This window comes from Clostridium algifaecis (genome assembly GCF_017874415.1).
GTDB classification, from domain to species: Bacteria; Bacillota; Clostridia; order Clostridiales; family Clostridiaceae; genus Clostridium_B; species Clostridium_B algifaecis.
In genome coordinates this window covers 87,743-103,967 of the sequence record NZ_JAGGLM010000004.1, presented here as the reverse complement: position 1 = coordinate 103,967, position 16,225 = coordinate 87,743, and the positions used below count along the sequence as shown (strand labels likewise).

Here is a 16,225-nt window from a genome sequence, read left to right as displayed (position 1 = left end):
TAAACTATAAAGATAGTTTTTTAAAGAATTCTACACTCATTATTAAAACAAAGACCTTTGAATTAATCAAAGGTCCCTAAGCAGTTATTTTGTTCCATAAAGTCTATCTCCAGCATCGCCGAGTCCAGGAACTATATACCCGTTTTCATTTAACTTCTCATCCAAAGATCCTATATACACATCCACATCAGGATGTCTTTCTGTAACTTTTTTTATTCCTTCAGGAGCAGCAATCAAACACATAAGTCTTATACTTTTAGCTCCTTTTTTCTTTAAAAGTTCTATAGCATCTCCAGCCGAACCACCAGTTGCAAGCATAGGATCTGTTACAATTACTTCTCTTTCACCAATGTCCTGTGGAAGCTTGCAAAAATATTCTACAGGTTTTAGAGTTTTTTCATCTCTGTAAAGTCCAATATGTCCGACTTTTGCTGCCGGAATAAGTTTAAGCATTCCACCAACCATTCCAAGTCCTGCTCTAAGTATAGGGACTATTGCAACCTTTTTTCCTGAAAGCATCTGGCATATAGTTTTACATATAGGTGTCTCTACTTCAACTTCCTCTGTTTCAAGATCCCTTGTAACTTCATATGCCATCAACATAGCTACTTCTTCTACAAGTTCCCTAAAATCTTTTGATCCTGTATTTTTATCTCTTATAAGAGATAGCTTATGTAATATAAGTGGATGTTTTATTTGTGTTACTTTACTCATTTCTACTCCTCCATCTATTTTCTATATCTGTAATTTTATCAATTCTTCTCTGATGTCTTCCTCCCTGAAATTCTGCACTTAAGAATGTATCTACTATATCATTTGCAAGTCCAGCTCCTACAACTCTCTGTCCAAGTGCCAATATGTTTGCATTGTTATGTTCCCTGCAAGCATGAGCACTAAATGTATCACTGCAAAGTGCTGCCCTTATGCCTGGAATCTTATTTGCAGATATGCTTATTCCTATACCTGTTCCACATACCAATATTCCAAATTCACAGTTTTTAGAAACTACCTGTTCCCCAACCTTTTCTGCAAAATCAGGATAATCGCAAGAATCTTCGGAGAATGTACCAAAATCCTTGAATTCTATATTTTGAGATTTTAAATGCTCCATTATTTCCTTCTTTAAAGGAAAACCTGCATGATCACTTCCTAAAGCAATTTTCATAAAAATACCTCCAAAATTATTTATTTGTTATATGCTGCCTAATTATTATTAAATATATTACGGGATTATTGAAAATCCCCAAAAAAAGAAGATAAAAACATTAAGCAATGCCTGTATCTTCTTTTATTTTCTTTAATAATAATAAAATGCTATCTTCAATTTCTTTATAGGTAGACCTATAAATTCTCATATCCCCGCCAAAAGGGTCTGTTATATCTCCATTCAAACAAACTATTTCTTTTAATGTAAATATTTTATCGTGAAAGTCTTTAAAATTCTCTATAAGTTTATACTTTATGTATTCCGTCATAGATAAAATTAAATCCGCATCTTTCATGATATTTTCTGTGAGCCCTACCGCTTTTCTATTGCTTATGTCAACTTCAATAAATTCTTTAATAACCTTTGAAGAGTTAAGAGATGCTTTGCTATTTGGAACTACAGATATTCCTGCTGATTCTGCTATGACTTCATCTATATCGCAAAATTTATTAAATATAGCTTCTGCCATACAGCTTCTGCATGTATTACCAGTACAAACAAATAGAATTTTTTTCATATTAACTCTCCTTGCAAACAAAATTATAATTAACTTAAACTGTTGTAATATCAAAGCCTGCAGATTTTTGGAGCCTATTCATTACGGCTACACCTATTCCTTCTTCGCAAAAAGCTTCTGAAATTATTATATCTACATTTTTATCATCGAAACTCCTTAAAGTTTCAAAAAGGTTTTTAGAAATCTGAACCATATTTTTTCTACTTCCAAGAGATATTATAACACCATTTTTATAATATTCTTTAGTCTCATCCGTAGCCATTATACCTACTTTTTTATCTTCATCTATATAATTTTGCACCATTTCATTAATTTTTGCAATAGTTTTTTTCAAATCTCCCCGAACTATTTTAACTTTAGCCTTTGGAGCATAATGTCTATATTTCATTCCTGGAGCCTTTGGCTTTAAATTTTCATCAGGCTTTTTCATAATAGCAGGGTCAATATATGCATCTGGTTCAATCGATTTTATCATTTCAAGAGTTATTCTTCCAGGCCTTAATATACAACTTGGAGTTACAGTACAATCTATAACTGTAGACTCTACTCCAAATTCACACATATCTCCACCTAAAATGTAATCAACTTTGCCATTCAAATCTTCTATACATCTTTCTACATCTGTAGGGCTTGGTCTGCCTGATATATTAGCAGATGGTGCTGCAATCGGTACTTTAGATGTTTTTATAAGTGCCCTTGCTATTTTATTAGAAGGCATTCTTATTCCTACACTCTTAAGCGAGGCGCTTGTAACATCTGGAATCAAATCAGTTTTAGGAAGTATTATAGTCATAGGACCGGGCCAAAATTTATCCATAAATTTTTTAGCTGCATCTGGTATGCATTTTACAAGGGTTTTAATTTCATCAATATCTGAAATATGAACTATAAGTGGATTATCTTGTGGTCTTCCTTTTGCCTTAAAAATTTTTTTTACCGCATTCTCGTCAAGTGCATTAGCCCCAAGTCCATAAACAGTTTCTGTAGGAAACGCTACAAGTCCACCATTTTTTATAATTTCACCAGCTTGCTTTATGACATTTTCATCAATATTTTCTTCGTCTAAAATTTTTACCTTTGTTTCCAATTCAATTACCACCTTTTAAATTTAAAGTACATGCACAATTATAAGTCCAAGTATTATTCCACATAAAATTCCTAAGGTACTTGTTATTCCATCCCATAATCTGGATGACTCCGGTATCATTTCTCCACAAACTACATACAGCATTATACCAGCAGCAACCGAGAGGCAAATACCAAGTATACTTTCTGATATACCTCCAATAAATGCTCCAAAAAAAGTTCCTATAGCGGTAGGAAATGCAGTAATAAAAGCATAAAGTAATATTTTATATTTTTTTATATTAGATGACATAAGTGGTGCTGAAACTGCAAGACCTTCTGGTATATCATGAATTGCAATTATAAGACACATTTTTATTCCGAGACTGCCACCTGCACTAAAACCGCATCCCATTATTATACCTTCCGGAAAATTGTGAATCATAAGTCCTATTGCTGCCATAAAAGCTACTTTTAAATGTTTATTTAAGTGTTCAACATTAATTCTGCTATCAACTGCGGCCATCATAATAACTCCTAATACTGCAAATATTATTGTATTAAAAAAACTCCATCTATTAATAGCTTCTGGAATTAAATCAAATACAACTACAGAAAGCATAAGACCTGCTGCAAATCCAACTATGGTTCCAATAAATTTTTTAGAAGGATTTTTTACTATTATGCCAAGAAACGCTCCAATCATTGTCCCCAAAAGGGATACTACACTGCCTATTATTACAATATCAGTAATATTAATATGCAAAAAATCACCTATATTTTATTGATTATGCTTTATATTTATTTAAAATAAATGATTTATATGTATATTAATTAACTTTTATACATCTTATCATAGTTTTCAGAATTTTCCCTATAATATTTTATTTTATCTATAGCTGCTTCTGTAAAATTGGCATGAACACAACTTTTATAGACGCTGTCTAAAAGAAGGTATTTTTTTAATCCCCCTCTTTTTATTATAGTATAATAGATATTCCATTCTGGATGTAATATTTTTATTTTATTATACTCATAAGCTACATAAGGATGCCTTTTTAAAAATTCTACATTAATAGGAACCATTCTTTTATTTCTAAATTTTGAATTTGATAAAAATATGATTTTAAAATCTTTTATATTGCTATTTTTAGATATGTAATTTTCTATATGCACCAATGCAATGTTATCACAAATAACGTCAATTTTAGTTCTCTTTATGCCAATATTTATTACCAATTTATATCTATCATAGCTGAATTTTAAAAATTCATTATTAATTCTTATTATAATGGCAATAAGTATTAATATTTCTATAATTAAAAGATATATTATATAAAATAAATGAAAGTTTTTTGACATAATAAATGCTGTCGGAAGTATAAAAAAGATAAAACACATAGATAGCAGAAATATATTATAATATTTTTTTTGCTTTCTTATGGTTTTATCTATATTCATGTTTACCCGTTAACTAATAACGGTTTTCAACTCCTTCTCTTTTCTAATATTACATGGACTCCATTTTTTTTGCCTGATCTGCCGTTATAAGAGCGTCAATAACTTCATCAATATCTCCATCTAAAAATGAATCTAATTTATATAAAGTAAGTCCTATTCTATGATCCGTAACTCTTCCCTGTGGAAAATTATATGTTCTTATTCTCTCGCTTCTATCTCCTGTACCTACCTGGCTTCTTCTATCTTCAGCTATACTAGCATTTCTCTCATTCTCAGCCATCTCATAAAGTCTGGATTTTAAAACCTTCATAGCCTTTTCTTTATTTTTAAGCTGTGACTTTTCGTCCTGGCATGATACAACAAGGCCTGTTGGAATATGGGTAATTCTTACTGCTGAATCTGTAGTATTTACACATTGTCCGCCGTGTCCTGAAGCTCTAAAAACATCTATTCTCAAATCATTGGCATTTATCTGTACATCTACATCATCTACTTCAGGCAATACCGCTACAGTAGCAGTGGATGTATGAATTCTGCCGCTGGATTCCGTATCCGGAACCCTCTGTACTCTATGGGTACCACTTTCATATTTTAATCTGCTGTATGCACCTTTTCCTTTTACCATAAATACAATTTCTTTAAATCCACCAATATCTGTAGCATTTAAACTTATAGTTTCTACACTCCATCCTCTTCTCTCTGCATATCTTGTATACATCCTTGTAAGATCTGCCGAGAACAAAGCTGCTTCTTCTCCTCCAGCACCGCCTCTTACTTCTACAAATACGTTCTTATCATCATTAGGGTCTTTTGGAAGCAGAAGTATCGTTAACTCTTGTTCACTCTCTTTTATTTTCTCTGTGAGGGATTTTATTTCTTCTTGTTCCATATCCTTCATTTCTTTATCTGTCTCTTCTTTTAGCATTTCTTTATTATCTTCAAGATCACTTTGAGCTTTTTTATATTCTTTATATTTAGAGACGATTATTTCCATTTCAGCATGTTCTTTGCAAAGTTTCTGCCATTTTTTTTGATCTTTCATAATCGAAGGATCACTTATTTTAATAGACAGTTCTTCATATTTATTCTCTATAAAATCAAGTCTTTCCAACATATTTTTTATCACTCCGTATAAATATTTTCACAATTCTATATTATATCATAATATTTTTATTTGTATCAATAATGAACCGTATTATAATGCTGCAAATTCATATAATTAAAATTTTCCTGAAACTACTCTGTCCCTCCCTGCAAGGTCCTTCTTACTTTCTATATCTGAAAATCCATTTTGCTCCAGAATAAATTCTATATCCTCTTTTTCATCATCACCTATTTCAAACATAATTATTCCACCCTTGTTAAGCAATCCTAAACTTTGATCCACTATTTTTCTATAAAACTTAAGTCCATCTTTTCCACCGCAGAGTGCTTCATAAGGTTCATATTTTTTTACATCATCCATTAATGTATCTATAACTTTCTCCTTTATATAAGGCGGATTGGACACTATCAAGTCAAACTTTTCATCTTCAAGTACAAAACTCTGAAGCAAGTCACTTCTTACAACTTTAACTCTGTCATCAAGTGAAAACTTACTTATATTTTCTTTAGTAATCTCACAAGCTATAGGAAACTTATCGCAGCAATTAACACTTACTTCATCTATTAATTTAGCTATTGATATTCCAATAACACCACTGCCAGAACATACATCACAAATTTTTTTGAACTCATTTTCCTTTATTTTTTTTAATGCTTCTTCAACAAGAATCTCAGTATCCGGTCTTGGAATCAAGACTCCCTTTTTTATATTAAAATTCAGTCCCATAAATTCACATTCACCTAATATATACTTTACAGGCATTCTTTTTTCTCTTAAAGTTATAAAATTACGATATTCCTCTATGTCTGCTTCATCTACTTCAATTTCTCTATTTATTAGTAAAAATAATCTGTCCTTATTTAAAACTTTTCCAAGCAAAAGTTCAGCATCCAGTCTGTAACTATCAATATTCTGTAATTTTAATTTTTCATATCCATAAGTTAAAAGTTCACCGATTTTAGTTTTTAACTTTTCCATATTTATTTCTCCATTTCAAGTAAATTAAATTTCATCTTTTTCTATTCCCTCTGCATATTTTAATGCCATTATAGCAACCTCTAGCTGACTATAATCAGGTTCCCTTGTTGTCAGCTTTTGAAGCATAAGTCCTGGATATGATAGTACCTTGGACAATATACTGTTGCTCATACCCATCCACTTTATAAGTTCATATGTCAATCCAGATATTATAGGAAGTAAAATTATTCTATAAAATATCCTATTCCATATATTGTTCCATCCCGTCAACGAAAATACTATTATACTAACTATCATAACTAAAAATAAAAAATTAGTGCCGCATCTTGGATGAAGCCTGCCAAATTTTTTTGCATTTTCAGGGGTAAGTTCAACTTCATTTTCATAGCAAAATATAGTCTTATGCTCAGCACCATGGTACTGAAACAATCTGTTTATGTCTGACATTTTTCCAATAAGATATATATAAATTAAAAATATGCATACTCTTATTATTCCTTCTATTACATTTAATCCTATACTACTCTTTACTCCAACTTTTTTAAATACATTTGCAAAAAAAGTTGGAAATATAAAAAATAATACAATAGCAACAGAAAGAGAAATACACAAAGTAATTCCAAGTAATATACTATCACTTTTATCCTTAAAAGTAGCATTTAACCAGCTGTCAAACTTATCTGGTTCCTCATCTTCTTCAAAAAAAGATGCAGAATAATTAAGTGTCTTTATTCCAATAATAAGAGATTCTATTAAAGCTACGAATCCTCTTATTACAGGAAGTGATAAAAATTTATTTCTTTTATTAAACGGCACACTTTCCTTCGTATCAACTTCAATCTCACCATCCGGTTTCCTAACTGCCGTAGCAATACCATGAAGTCCTCTCATCATAACTCCTTCTATAACTGCTTGTCCGCCCACTGAAGTTATCTTCCACATTATATCACTCCATTTCAATTTAGACTTTAATTTTTATACTTTTTTTATATTTAAAATTGCATTTTTCACAATTCACAGGTACATATCTAAGATAATAATTTATTCATATATCATATATATTACTTCATTTTATTTTTTACATAAACAATATAAACAAATATTATTTTAACAAACATATTTAATTTATTAAAGTATTTATTTTATGAAAATTCCAGTAAATTTTATTGATTTGACATTGTGCCTATGATATAATCTAATAGTTAATCTCGTAATTATGTTTAAAATTTGAAAGAGGTGAATAATATGAAAAAAGGCATACATCCTGAATACTATCATGATGCGGTAGTAAAGTGTGCATGTGGAAACACTTTTACAACTGGTTCAACACAAAAAGAACTTAAAGTGGAAATATGTTCTAAATGCCATCCATTCTTCACTGGTAAACAAAAAATGGCTGATGCAGGTGGAAGAGTTGATAAATTCTTAAAGAAATTCAACTTAAAAAATGAATAATAGCTTATAAACAATTTAAGTTTATTAAAACCTGTCCCGTATTAGGGCAGGTTTTATTATTTATCTCTACTGCTAAAATGTTTTACCTTCATATCCATTTTACTGGCAAAACCAGCGAATTCTCTGTTATCTTTAGTTTTAGTAAGAAGATTTATAAGTTGTTCTGTAACATTTTGAGCATTATTCTCATCATATAAAACTTTTCTTATGTTAAAAGCAGCATCTTTTTCTTCCTGAGTATTAAATAAAAGCTCATCTCTTCGTGTTCCCGATTTGTAAATATCTATAGCAGGGAATATTCTTCTCTCTTGAAGCTTTCTGTCCAAGTGAACTTCCATATTTCCAGTACCTTTGAATTCTTCAAATATCATATCATCCATTCTGCTTCCTGTTTCAATTAATGCAGTTGCAAGAATAGTAAGGCTGCCGCCTTCTTCTATATTTCGTGCTGCGCCAAAAAACTTCTTAGGCATTACAAGTGCTCCAGGATCAAGCCCTCCAGAAAGTGTTCTGCCTGTTGGAGTTATTGTTAGATTGTATGCTCTTGAAAGCCTAGTGATACTATCTAAAAGTATTACAACATCCTGCCCCTGTTCAACCATCCTCTTCGCTCTCTCAAGTACCATATAAGCCACTTTTGTATGATGTTCAGGTTCTTCATCAAAAGTTGAATATATTACCTCTCCGCGGATTGATCTCTGCATATCTGTAACTTCTTCCGGTCTTTCATCTATAAGAACAACTATTAATTTTATTTGTGGATGATTTATAGATATACTTTGGGCTATCTTTTTTAGAAGTGTAGTTTTTCCTGCTTTAGGTGGCGCAACTATTATTCCCCTTTGTCCTTTTCCTATAGGTGATATTATATCCATAAGTCTTGTAGATAAATCCGAGCTTCCAGTTTCTAACTTTATTTTTTTATTGGGATAAATAGGCGTAAGGGTCTCAAATGGCTTTCTTCCTACTGCTCTTTCAGGATTCTCACCATTTACTTTTTGAACATAAAGAAGTGCCTTGAATTTCTCTCCTTCTTTTGGAATTCTAACTTTACCACTAACTTCGTCACCTGTTTTTAGATTAAATCTTCTTATTTGAGATGGAGATACATATATATCATTTGGACCTGTTAAATAGTTTTTCCCTCTTAAAAATCCATAATTATTATTTTCAATAATTTCAAGTACTCCCTTTGCACTATCAGATTCATTTATCATTTCTTTTAATTTTTCTTTTTTTTCATCAGGATTTATTTTAGTATCTTCGTTCTTATTTTCTTTACTTTTCTCTTCTTTTACCGTATTTACCAAATGAGGTTTTGATATTTCTTCTTCATTTCTTATATGCTTATCCATTGTTTCACTTTTAGGACTTATCTTTTCCCTAAGTATAATTCCATCTCTTTTTATATATGCCGGAGACGATTCTTTTATTTTTTCAATTAATTCTGCCTTTTTATATTTATAATAGTCTTTTATTTTTAAACTTTTTGCTAGCTCCTTGAGCTCTACTAATTTCATTTTATCTATATCTTTATTAACCAAAAAGTAACACCTCTCATTATTTAACTTCATATGTATTTTTTAGGGAAATCCAAAGTAAAATAAAAAATATTTTTTATTTTTCATATTTATATTAAGGAAATTTATATTGAAGGGCAAAATTTATTACTAAAAATAAATTTTTATAGCATAAATATGGTACTTATTATCTATAGTATTATTATCTATCACAATAATCAATAGTTTTTAGAATTTATTTTGATAAATTTTATCCAGATCTAAAAAATATAGTTAATTTATCCATATTATTATATTTAAATCGGATAAATTAACTAAAATAAGAAAAAAATTACAAACTACTTATTAGATTTTTTTAGAGCTGCTGCAATAAAATCTCTAAATAACGGATGAGGCCTATTAGGTCTAGACTTTAATTCTGGATGAAATTGCACTGCTACATACCATGGATGATCTTTAATTTCTACAATTTCAACCAATCTTGAATCCGGACTCATTCCGGAAAATACAAGACCTGCTTTTAAAAATTGATTTCTATATTCATTATTAAATTCATATCTATGTCTATGTCTCTCATATATAACTTCTTGTCCATATGCTTTAAAAGAATTGCTGTCTTTAGATAATTTGCATGGATATGCACCCAATCTCATAGTGCCGCCTTTTTCATCCATATCTTTTTGTTCAGGCATTAAATCTATGACAGGATATTTGGTATCAGGATCTATTTCAGAACTATGTGCTCCTTTATATCCAATTACATTTCTTGAAAATTCTATTACTGCACACTGCATGCCAAGGCATATTCCGAAGAATGGTATTTTATTTTCTCTTGCCCATCTGGCAGCTTCTATTTTACCTTCTATTCCCCTGTCACCAAAACCTCCTGGTACTAAAATTCCATCTACATCTTTTAAATAGTCTTGAACATTATCTCTTGTAACATCCTCAGAATTTATCCACTTAACTTTTACATCTGCATTATTAGCATATCCGCCATGATTAAGTGCTTCTACTACAGATATGTATGCATCGTGAAGTTCTACGTACTTTCCAACAAGTCCTATCGTCACTTCATGGGATAAATTTTTTATTCTATTTACCATTTCTATCCATTCGTTGTTGTCTATGTCATTACATTTTAGCTTTAATCTCCTGCAAACTAAATCATCCAGTCCCTCTTTATCCAGCATTAATGGAACTTCATATAAATTTTTAGCATCCAAATTTTGAATAACACAGTCCTTATCTACATCACAAAATAAAGCTATTTTCTCTTTCAAATCCTGAGAAATTTCCTTTTCCGATCTGCATACTATTATATCTGGTTGTATACCTATGCCTTTTAATTCCTTAACAGAATGCTGTGTAGGCTTTGTCTTTAATTCTCCTGATTTGCGTAAATAAGGAACTAAAGTTACGTGAATAAAGCATACATTTTCTATTCCTACATCATATTTGACCTGTCTTATTGCCTCTAAAAAAGGAAGTGACTCTATATCACCTATAGTTCCACCAATTTCAGTTATAACTACATCCTCATGCTTTTCTTTAGCTACTCTATATATTCTTGATTTTATTTCATTTGTTATATGAGGAATTACCTGAACTGTACTACCTAAATATTCACCTTTTCTTTCTTTAGTTATTACAGACCAATATATTTTACCTGTAGTCACATTATTATTTTTGCTTAAGCTTTCATCTATAAATCTCTCATAATGTCCTAAATCCAGGTCTGTTTCTGCTCCATCATCTGTAACAAAAACCTCTCCATGCTGATAAGGGCTCATAGTTCCCGGATCCACATTTATATATGGATCAAATTTTTGAATTGAAACCTTAAGTCCTCTATTTTTTAAAAGTCTTCCCAAAGAAGCTGCAGTTATTCCTTTTCCAAGTGAAGATACTACTCCTCCAGTTACAAATATATATTTTGTGCTCATAAAATCTCTGCTTTTAAGCAGCATTCACCTCCTAGGTAAGTTATATCTAAATTTTTTAATAGAAATACTATTGACAAAATGTTTCGTCAGTATTATAATAAAAATTACTCACATAATACAATTTAATTATTATATTGATTTTTTTATTTGAAACATTTTTTTAACATACCTAATATAATAGCATATTAATTTAATATATGCTAGACTTTTTTTGTTTTTTTATCATATTATTTTATTTAACATTATCTATCAAGCTTTCCGCTTCAAAATACATATTTCTTATTTTTTTATTAATCAATAATTTTTTCTCTGCCGCTTTCATTCCATTCTTTAATTTGTTTTCATTTATAGATGGAAAGTCTTTTTTTAATATTTCAAGATTGGAACATTCATATTTTTTAATTAAAAGAAAAAATAAATATTTGCATTCATTATCTTTTAATATTTGAAATAATTCATCTTTGTTTAGGCCTTTATATCTGCTAAGCATTTCAATTATAACGTCGTATTTATACACTTTACTGTTAAAATATTTGTTCATAATTAATTCTCCCGATAATTGATTTTACTAGTTAATTATTCTAATAATAATTTTAAACCAATATATCTCTATTATTATCCATATAATAAAATTTTAAACACAAATAAAAATATGAATGTTGGAAAATACTACAGATCTATGCTTTTATATTGATTTTTAATTGAGTATTTTCATAATCTTGACCGGATATACTTAAATTATAATCTATAAATACATCTCCACCTTTTTCATCTAAATTAACTTCCAATTTATTTGTCCTTATTCTAAGTTCCATAGTACCATACGGTGTATCATATACAGATAAACTTTTCTGGTTTTTGTTAAAATTCATATTAGCATTAGTACTCCCTATTCTTATAAGGGAAAAATTATCATTATTCATTTTAAATGTAGTACTGGTTCCTTCCATACCAGATATCTCTGTTTCTTTATATTCTACATAATAACAATCATCTTTTTTATAAAATTCACCCGGGGTTACAACTTCTATAGTATCATCATTATTTTGTTGTTTACTTGAAACCGATATGATAGCTTTCTTTTTCATACACAATCCTCCTGTTATAACTATATTCTTATAAAATATACGTCAATTATAGCAAAACATTTGAATTATGCAAATTATTTATTATTTTTATCAAATGTAAATTTACATGGTAAGCTGCCCATTCGGTGTATTTATTATCTGTATTATCCTTTCTTCATATCCTGTATATGCATTTATATAAACTTTGAATTTATCTTCATTGTAGTTTCCTGAGAACTCATAACAAAGTACTTCTTTATTATTTTCTGTCGGAATTATTACCAATTTTTCACCTATTATCCTCAATCTCTTTCCAACTCTTTGCTTTGCAGCACTTAAACTTATTTTAGGTTGTTCTATGTTTCTACTATCCTCATGTGCTACCAGGTATTTTTCTGACTCTACACCAACCACTTCTCCATTATCCAGTGCTACTTTTAACTTTATTTGATCAGGATACATTATAATATTATTCTGCTTATATACATAGCTTATAACAGCTTCATTGCCGTATCTCAAAGTATACGTAGGTACCATACCTTTATATCCCAAATCGATTAAATATTTTTCCCCGGTATCAACTGCTTTATCCATGTTAATGCTGGAATTATTTATAACTCTGTCATTTATAAGATACAGAATATTTCCTCCATTTTTGCTTACTTCACATATTGCATTTTCTTTCTTTCCATTATTGGACTTTAGATTTGCTGTGAATCTATATACTTTTATATTTCCTTTTTCAGTTAGATTTTCAGTTTTCAAATTGCTAATTTTATTATTGCCTATAGTTTTTCTTGCAACTTTCTCAGCCTGCTTTTGAGAAACTTCTTTCTTTGAGTTAACTTTAGGATTTATTTCAAGTGTATTATCCGAAAATGGCCCATCATAAATTAATGCTGGATACTGTACTACCTGTTTTTGTATATTTTTAAATTCGCTTTCTGCACTGTCTGCATCATTTCTTGCAAGAACTCCTGTAACCTTTTTTCTTATTTCACCCCACTTCACCTTGCCCTGGTTTATGTTGTTCGAAGCATTACTTAATTCATCTTCCAAATTTATGGATTCCTTTTTCAATCTTTCCATATTAGAATAGTCTTTATCTGTGAGTTGCACGCCTTTGCTTGATGAACTTCCTAAATTATAACAGAAATCGCCAACCTGACTTAAAAATTTACTTGTATTTGATATATCCTGCTGTGAAACTGGAAGGGAATGAAGTTTGTCACCAGCTATAGCAGAATATCTAAATATTTCTTCAAATACAACTATCCCTTGTTCTCTAGATCCTACAACTTCTGCTTTTGCCAGATTCACTCTTATATTTTTAACTGCATCTATAAGTTCATACATACTCTTTCCATATTCAGCCTGGAGATAATTCCTATAATCGTTTCTTTCTAAAGTCATAAGGACAGCAAATGTACTTGAAAAAACAATAATTAAAATCACTATAGCCGTGTATATTATACTTTTTTTGAATGTTCTCATTGACTAATCGCTACACAGTTTTTATCCAGTGTAACTTCTTCCCTCCTCTTATTGTAAACTTCAAATATATTATTTGTACTATAATAAATAATATACATATGTTAAGCTTGAGAAGATTTGATTATTCATGATTTCAATCACATAATAAATAATACATAATATTAAATGTGAATATCTGATATAATATCTATATAAACTTATTTATCGAAGACAAACAATATTAATTTTTTCTTAAATGTTTCTTAAATGAGTTTATTATTTTATCTACATTTTATATAATTAAGTCATGGATTTTTAAAATTAAAAATCTTATTTGTGGTGCTTATGCATACTTAATCAGAAGGTGATTAAATGAAAGTGTTAATTTTTTCAGTTTCCGCTGGAGGCGGCCATGGCCATGCAGCAGAAGCAATAAAAAATTACATTAAACTAGAAAATTCCAATTCAGAAGTAAGAATAATAGATACTTTAAAGTATATAAATCCAGTAATAGACAAAGTAGTAATAGGCAGTTATCTAAAAACACTAAAAGTTACTCCTTTTCTTTATGGAAAACTATATTCTTATTCTGAAGGCAGTGATCCTATTGCGGTAGCTTTAGCTTCTAAATTAATAGAAGCTCTAACTTCTAAGTTGCTTCCGCTAATAGATGATTTTAATGCTGACATATTAATATCGACTCATTCTTTTACTACAGAAATGCTGTCAGTACTAAAATTTAAATACAATATGAAAATACCATGTATGTCAATAATTACTGATTTTTATCCTCACAGTACCTGGCTTCATCCTTATATAAACGCCTATGTAGTATCAAATAAAGATATGATTGAAAAAATGGTATCAGAAGGCATCAAAAGTGAAACCATATATGATCTTGGAATACCTGTAAATCCAGATTTTCATAAAAAATATTCCAAAGAGAATACCTTAAATGAATTAAATTTATCTGCTTCTAAATTTACAATACTTATTATGGGTGGAAGTCTTGGAATGGGAAAAATTAAAGACATATATGAACAATTAAACGAAATAGCTGATGATATTCAAATAATCATAATAACGGGTAAAAATAAAAAACTGTATTCTGAACTGCTAAAATTGAAAAAAGATTCTTTAAAAGCAACCAGTATTATAGGCTTTACAGATCATGTAAATAAGTATATGCAGTGTAGTGATATTCTCCTCACTAAATCCGGTGGTCTTACAATTACCGAAGCTCTTATATGTAATTTACCCCTTGGCATTTTCTCTCCAATACCAGGCCAGGAAGAAAGAAATGCTGAGTTTCTTTTTAAAAATAAACTTGCTATTGATTTTACTGATATATCAAAATGCGGTGAAAATATAGAAAGATTATTAAAGTATCCTGAAAAATTAACTAATATAGCCAAAAGCTACACTGATTTTTCTAAACCTGATTCAGGCTACAATATTGTAAAACTAATTCATTCTCTCATAGATAAAAAAAATACTAATTCTAATATAAATAGTCCTTCAGTTAAAAGCAGATTATATGAAAAAGAAGATATAAGGACATTAATAAAATCTGCTGGAGAATATTTTTTAAAAACAGCCAATAAGTTATTTGAAAGTAATTAGAATTATCTATAACTCAGGGATAATCCCTAAGTTATAGATAATTCTATATTCCAAGTTTCTTTATAAAATCTATTATTTTAAATCTCACTTCTATGTTTTTACCTATATTTTTATTATCTAAATCTTCAATTCCATTATCTATCGAATTATACTCCTTTTTATTCAAAACATTCTTCATCTGTTTTTCAGTTTGTTTATACGATGCCTGCCCCTTGGAAACATCTACAAAACACAGTGGTGGAAACATGACGCACCACCAATTTTGCCCCTGACCTTTTCCAATTACTATTCTATAAGCTTCATATGTCCCCTGTGGCAGGGTAATATTTCCATATGTCTTTATAGGAAAATTTACCTTCGACAATGTACTCGCCACACCATAAGTATACCCCTCCTCATTTATTACTTTCCTTGCTATATCTAAAATATTTTTATTATTTTGCTTCAGTACTTCCCTTGACTGGTTTATATCTTTAGAATTTTCCAACTTAGGTGATATATATTTAAGTATTTCATCTCTCACTTTTAATTTAAGAGCTTGGTCACTCTTTGTATCACTGTTAGCTATAATATGAAATCTTATAATCTTTGACGCTATGCTTTGTTGAACATCATCATTACCTTCATTGTCAGAATTTATATTTTTATTTAATGGTATTACGGGCTGATAATCTCTGCTATTTAATTTTATATTACAGTTTTTTTGATTTAAAGATTCTGTATCTAGATTCTTACAGCTTGCAGTAATATTTAATGTAAATATAACTAAAATACATAATACACATATACTAAAAAATCTTTTCATTTT

17 protein-coding genes are annotated in these 16,225 nt (G+C 29.6%); 2 read left to right on the top strand and 15 right to left on the bottom strand.

Translation table 11 applies throughout. The annotated features are described in order from the left end of the window. Positions 1–84: 84 nt before the first annotated feature. The 9 genes from upp to J2Z42_RS05070 form a co-directional block, all read right to left on the bottom strand. Positions 85–714, bottom strand: a complete 630-nt coding sequence (gene upp, locus J2Z42_RS05110; protein WP_209701491.1) for a uracil phosphoribosyltransferase — start codon at positions 712–714, stop codon at positions 85–87. Then, on the bottom strand, positions 707–1,165 hold the full coding sequence (gene rpiB / locus J2Z42_RS05105; protein WP_209701489.1) for a ribose 5-phosphate isomerase B: 459 nt from the start codon (positions 1,163–1,165) through the stop codon (positions 707–709). Before rpiB ends, upp begins: the two co-directional genes overlap by 8 nt. A gap of 100 nt (positions 1,166–1,265) precedes the next feature. Continuing rightward, the gene (locus tag J2Z42_RS05100) at positions 1,266–1,724 is read right to left on the bottom strand and encodes a low molecular weight protein arginine phosphatase (RefSeq protein ID WP_209701487.1); all 459 of its coding nucleotides are present in this window, start codon (positions 1,722–1,724) and stop codon (positions 1,266–1,268) included. Between the two features lie 34 nt (positions 1,725–1,758). Next, complete coding sequence (locus J2Z42_RS05095) at positions 1,759–2,811, bottom strand: L-threonylcarbamoyladenylate synthase (RefSeq protein ID WP_209701485.1); 1,053 nt, start codon at positions 2,809–2,811, stop codon at positions 1,759–1,761. 21 nt (positions 2,812–2,832) lie between these two features. Beyond that, positions 2,833–3,555, bottom strand: coding sequence for a ZIP family metal transporter (locus tag J2Z42_RS05090; protein WP_209701483.1), 723 nt, complete (start codon positions 3,553–3,555; stop codon positions 2,833–2,835). A gap of 68 nt (positions 3,556–3,623) precedes the next feature. Further along, on the bottom strand, positions 3,624–4,151 hold the full coding sequence (locus J2Z42_RS05085) for a hypothetical protein (protein WP_245331494.1): 528 nt from the start codon (positions 4,149–4,151) through the stop codon (positions 3,624–3,626). A 148-nt stretch (positions 4,152–4,299) separates the two neighbouring features. Then, positions 4,300–5,364 carry a peptide chain release factor 1 gene (gene prfA, locus J2Z42_RS05080; RefSeq protein ID WP_209701479.1) on the bottom strand — a complete coding sequence of 355 codons (1,065 nt, stop codon included), beginning with the start codon at positions 5,362–5,364 and terminating at the stop codon, positions 4,300–4,302. A gap of 105 nt (positions 5,365–5,469) precedes the next feature. After that, positions 5,470–6,333, bottom strand: a complete 864-nt coding sequence (gene prmC / locus J2Z42_RS05075; RefSeq protein ID WP_209701478.1) for a peptide chain release factor N(5)-glutamine methyltransferase — start codon at positions 6,331–6,333, stop codon at positions 5,470–5,472. A gap of 24 nt (positions 6,334–6,357) precedes the next feature. Further along, a complete protein-coding gene (locus J2Z42_RS05070; protein WP_209701475.1) occupies positions 6,358–7,275 on the bottom strand; it encodes a DUF1385 domain-containing protein in 918 nt (305 codons plus the stop codon). A 303-nt stretch (positions 7,276–7,578) separates the two neighbouring features. Here J2Z42_RS05070 and rpmE point away from each other — a divergent pair, with 303 nt between their 5' ends. Further along, on the top strand, positions 7,579–7,788 hold the full coding sequence (gene rpmE / locus J2Z42_RS05065) for a 50S ribosomal protein L31 (RefSeq protein WP_209701473.1): 210 nt from the start codon (positions 7,579–7,581) through the stop codon (positions 7,786–7,788). A 56-nt stretch (positions 7,789–7,844) separates the two neighbouring features. Here the strand turns inward: rpmE and rho are convergent, their stop codons facing one another. From rho to ypeB, 5 genes are all read right to left on the bottom strand, one after another. After that, a complete protein-coding gene (gene rho, locus J2Z42_RS05060) occupies positions 7,845–9,332 on the bottom strand; it encodes a transcription termination factor Rho (RefSeq protein ID WP_209701471.1) in 1,488 nt (495 codons plus the stop codon). Between the two features lie 314 nt (positions 9,333–9,646). After that, positions 9,647–11,254, bottom strand: coding sequence for a CTP synthase (pyrG, locus tag J2Z42_RS05055; RefSeq protein WP_209701638.1), 1,608 nt, complete (start codon positions 11,252–11,254; stop codon positions 9,647–9,649). Positions 11,255–11,486: 232 nt separating this feature from the next. After that, complete coding sequence (locus J2Z42_RS05050) at positions 11,487–11,795, bottom strand: ribose-5-phosphate isomerase (protein WP_209701469.1); 309 nt, start codon at positions 11,793–11,795, stop codon at positions 11,487–11,489. Positions 11,796–11,931: 136 nt separating this feature from the next. After that, complete coding sequence (locus J2Z42_RS05045) at positions 11,932–12,342, bottom strand: YwiB family protein (RefSeq protein WP_209701467.1); 411 nt, start codon at positions 12,340–12,342, stop codon at positions 11,932–11,934. A 102-nt stretch (positions 12,343–12,444) separates the two neighbouring features. Continuing rightward, entirely contained in the window at positions 12,445–13,815 is a 1,371-nt protein-coding gene (gene ypeB, locus J2Z42_RS05040; protein WP_209701464.1) for a germination protein YpeB, read from the bottom strand. A 351-nt stretch (positions 13,816–14,166) separates the two neighbouring features. On the opposite strand from ypeB, the gene J2Z42_RS05035 reads away from it, so the two are divergent. After that, on the top strand, positions 14,167–15,417 hold the full coding sequence (locus tag J2Z42_RS05035; RefSeq protein WP_209701462.1) for an MGDG synthase family glycosyltransferase: 1,251 nt from the start codon (positions 14,167–14,169) through the stop codon (positions 15,415–15,417). A gap of 43 nt (positions 15,418–15,460) precedes the next feature. Here J2Z42_RS05035 and spoIIR read toward each other — a convergent pair whose 3' ends face one another. After that, positions 15,461–16,222, bottom strand: a complete 762-nt coding sequence (spoIIR, locus tag J2Z42_RS05030) for a stage II sporulation protein R (RefSeq protein WP_209701460.1) — start codon at positions 16,220–16,222, stop codon at positions 15,461–15,463. Positions 16,223–16,225: the final 3 nt, after the last annotated feature.

Excerpts from the sequence above, each read along its gene's own strand:
- J2Z42_RS05045 (WP_209701467.1), bottom strand. The coding sequence starts at position 12,342 with ATGAAAAAGAAAGCTATCATATCGGTTTCAAGTAAACAACAAAATAAT.
- ypeB (WP_209701464.1), bottom strand. The coding sequence starts at position 13,815 with ATGAGAACATTCAAAAAAAGTATAATATACACGGCTATAGTGATTTTA.
- prmC (WP_209701478.1), bottom strand. The coding sequence starts at position 6,333 with ATGGAAAAGTTAAAAACTAAAATCGGTGAACTTTTAACTTATGGATAT.
- J2Z42_RS05035 (WP_209701462.1), top strand. The coding sequence starts at position 14,167 with ATGAAAGTGTTAATTTTTTCAGTTTCCGCTGGAGGCGGCCATGGCCAT.
- prfA (WP_209701479.1), bottom strand. The coding sequence starts at position 5,364 with ATGTTGGAAAGACTTGATTTTATAGAGAATAAATATGAAGAACTGTCT.
- pyrG (WP_209701638.1), bottom strand. The coding sequence starts at position 11,254 with ATGAGCACAAAATATATATTTGTAACTGGAGGAGTAGTATCTTCACTT.
- J2Z42_RS05100 (WP_209701487.1), bottom strand. The coding sequence starts at position 1,724 with ATGAAAAAAATTCTATTTGTTTGTACTGGTAATACATGCAGAAGCTGT.
- spoIIR (WP_209701460.1), bottom strand. The coding sequence starts at position 16,222 with ATGAAAAGATTTTTTAGTATATGTGTATTATGTATTTTAGTTATATTT.
- rpmE (WP_209701473.1), top strand. The coding sequence starts at position 7,579 with ATGAAAAAAGGCATACATCCTGAATACTATCATGATGCGGTAGTAAAG.
- J2Z42_RS05070 (WP_209701475.1), bottom strand. The coding sequence starts at position 7,275 with ATGTGGAAGATAACTTCAGTGGGCGGACAAGCAGTTATAGAAGGAGTT.
- J2Z42_RS05085 (WP_245331494.1), bottom strand. The coding sequence starts at position 4,151 with ATGTCAAAAAACTTTCATTTATTTTATATAATATATCTTTTAATTATA.
- J2Z42_RS05050 (WP_209701469.1), bottom strand. The coding sequence starts at position 11,795 with ATGAACAAATATTTTAACAGTAAAGTGTATAAATACGACGTTATAATT.
- upp (WP_209701491.1), bottom strand. The coding sequence starts at position 714 with ATGAGTAAAGTAACACAAATAAAACATCCACTTATATTACATAAGCTA.
- rpiB (WP_209701489.1), bottom strand. The coding sequence starts at position 1,165 with ATGAAAATTGCTTTAGGAAGTGATCATGCAGGTTTTCCTTTAAAGAAG.